At 72.2% G+C, this 2,829-nt stretch carries 1 protein-coding gene; it reads left to right on the forward strand.

Going from position 1 to position 2,829, the window contains the following annotated elements:
• The first annotated feature begins 133 nt into the window (after positions 1 to 133).
• Positions 134 to 2,071, forward strand: a complete 1,938-nt coding sequence (uvrC, locus tag ACLQ2W_RS21045) for an excinuclease ABC subunit UvrC (RefSeq protein ID WP_425787867.1) — start codon at positions 134 to 136, stop codon at positions 2,069 to 2,071.
• Positions 2,072 to 2,829: the final 758 nt, after the last annotated feature.

Consider the following 2,829-nt stretch of genomic DNA (forward strand, 5'->3'; position numbering starts at 1 on the left):
GACGCCGCGCGCGGCCAAGTCTCTCACGGCCCGCGGCGACCATATCCCGGGGGCCTGCCGGGGCGCCGCGCCCCGCGGGTGGGGGGGGGCGCGGCGACGGTGGGGTGTCGGGGGTGCGGACTACGCTTGGCGCGTGGCTGACCCCTCGACCTACCGTCCCGCGACCGGCACCATCCCGGAGTCACCAGGGGTCTACCGGTTCCGCGACGGCACCGGCCGGGTGATCTACGTGGGCAAGGCGCGCAACCTGCGCAGCCGGCTCAACTCCTACTTCGCCGATCCGGTCAACCTGCACCAGCGCACCCGGCAGATGGTCTTCACCGCCGAGTCGGTCGACTGGATCACCGTCGCCACCGAGGTGGAGGCGCTCCAGCAGGAATACACCTGGATCAAGCAGTACGACCCGAGGTTCAACGTCCGCTACCGCGACGACAAGTCCTACCCCTACCTCGCGGTCACGCTCGACGAGGAATACCCGCGCCTCCAGGTGATGCGCGGCGCGAAGCGCAAGGGGGTGCGCTACTTCGGGCCGTACTCGCACGCCTGGGCCATCCGCGAGACGCTCGACCTGCTGCTCCGCGTCTTCCCGGCCCGCACCTGCTCCTCCGGGGTGTTCAAGCGGGCCGGCCAGGTCGGCCGGCCCTGCCTGCTGGGTTACATCGGCAAGTGCTCGGCGCCGTGCGTCGGCACCGTCACCGCCGAACGGCACCGGGAGATCGTCACCGGCTTCTGCGACTTCATGGCCGGCCGGACCGACACCATGGTCCGCCGGCTGGAGAAGGAGATGCTCGACGCCAGCGAGCAGTTGGAGTTCGAGCGCGCCGCCCGGTTGCGCGACGACGTGGCCGCGCTGCGCCGGGCCATGGAGAAGCAGACAGTGGTGCTCGGCGACGGCACCGACGCCGACGTGGTGGCGTTCGCCGACGACCCCCTCGAAGCCGCGGTGCAGGTCTTCCACGTCCGCGACGGCCGGGTGCGCGGCCAGCGCGGCTGGGTGGTGGAGAAGACCGAGGAGCTGACCACCGGCGACCTCGTGCACCACTTCTGCACCCAGGTCTACGGCGGCGAGCAGGGCGAGGCCGACGTCCCACGGGAGCTGCTCGTCCCCGAGCTGCCCGGTGACGCCGACGCGCTCGCCGACTGGCTCTCCACCCGCCGGGGGAGCCGGGTCTCGCTGCGGGTGCCCCAGCGCGGCGACAAGCGGTCGTTGCTGGAGACCGTCGAGCGCAACGCGAAGGACGCGTTGACCCGGCACAAGCTCAAGCGCGCCGGTGACCTGACCACCCGCGGTCAGGCCCTCGACGAGATCGCCGACGCGCTCGACATGCGGACGTCGCCGTTGCGCATCGAGTGTTTCGACGTCTCCCAGATCCAGGGCACCGACGTGGTCGCCAGCATGGTGGTGTTCGAGGACGGGCTGCCCCGTAAGAACGAGTACCGCCGGTTCATCGTGCGTGGCGCCACCGACGACCTGTCCGCCATGTCCGAGGTGCTGCGCCGGCGCTTCGCCCGCTACCTCGACGCCCGCGCCGAGACCGGGGAGCTGGGCGAGGAGACCGCCGCCGACCCCGACCGCCCCGGCATCGACCCGACCACCGGGCGACCGCGCCGGTTCGCGTACCCGCCGCAGCTCGTGGTGGTCGACGGCGGCCCGCCGCAGGTGGCCGCCGCCGCGAAGGCACTCGCCGAGCTGGGCATCGACGACGTGGCGTTGTGCGGGCTGGCCAAGCGGCTGGAGGAGGTCTGGCTGCCCGACGACGAGTTCCCGGTGATCCTGCCGCGCACGTCGGAGGCGCTCTACCTGCTGCAACGGGTCCGCGACGAGGCCCACCGCTTCGCCATCACGTTCCACCGCCAGCGGCGCTCCAAGCGGATGACCGAGTCGGCGCTCGACAACGTCCCCGGCCTGGGCGAGGTCCGTCGCAAGGCGTTGCTGCGACATTTCGGCTCGCTGAAGCGGCTGTCCGTGGCCACGGTCGAGGAGATCACCGAGGTGCCCGGCGTCGGCCGACGTACCGCCGAGGCGATCCTCGCCGCCCTCGACAGCGACCCCGCCCCCACCCCGTCCTGACCGTCCCGCCGGCCGCCCTCCCACAGCTCGTTGATCAAGGAGTTGGCGTCACCGCAGCAGGCCGCGGAGACACCAACCCCTTGATCGCCGCCGCCTCCCGCCCGGCCTGCCCGTCCGTGCCCGGTGATCATGAGGTTGGCTGCCGTGCTGTCGGCGTGTCGGCCCGTCAACTTCATGATCGACGGGGTGAACGGGTGGGAAAGATGGAGATCTTGGTGCGTTTTGGCCCCTGGAGGGGCCGTTCGGTACCAAGATCTCCCAGCGCTCGCCTCGGGCAGGCTCCCCCGGGGGGAGCCGCCTGGGTGGGGTGTCGGGTTTGGGGTGGTGTGGGGTGGTCGGGGTCACCGGCTCGGCGGAATCGGGGCCGGGGGCGGGGTGTTATACCTGGCAGACCGCGTGGAGCCCGGCCCTCGGGCCGCTGGGCAGCCCCGGTCGGAATGGCCGGCCACCGGCCGTCGTTACAACGCTGGGCCAGCCAGCCCCGGTCGGCGGGCCCGCCCGCGTCGGCGGAATGTGCGGCCATCGGCTGTCGTTACATCCCCGAGCCGCCGACCCGGCCACCCCTCGTGGCTCGGGTCGCGCCGGGCTCCCGTGCAGGCCACACCCCTTTCGGCCGCCGGGCCCACCCCCTTTCAGACCTTTCTCCGCGCGCAGGCGTCCCCCGCGCCCGCGTATCCCCCGCCCCCTGGGAGGCATCATCATGGCTACCACTGTGCTGCGTAAGACTGTGCTGACCGCTGCCGGTATCGCCGCGACCG

This window comes from Micromonospora sp. DT227 (assembly GCF_049841835.1).
Classification (GTDB): Bacteria; Actinomycetota; Actinomycetes; order Mycobacteriales; family Micromonosporaceae; genus Micromonospora.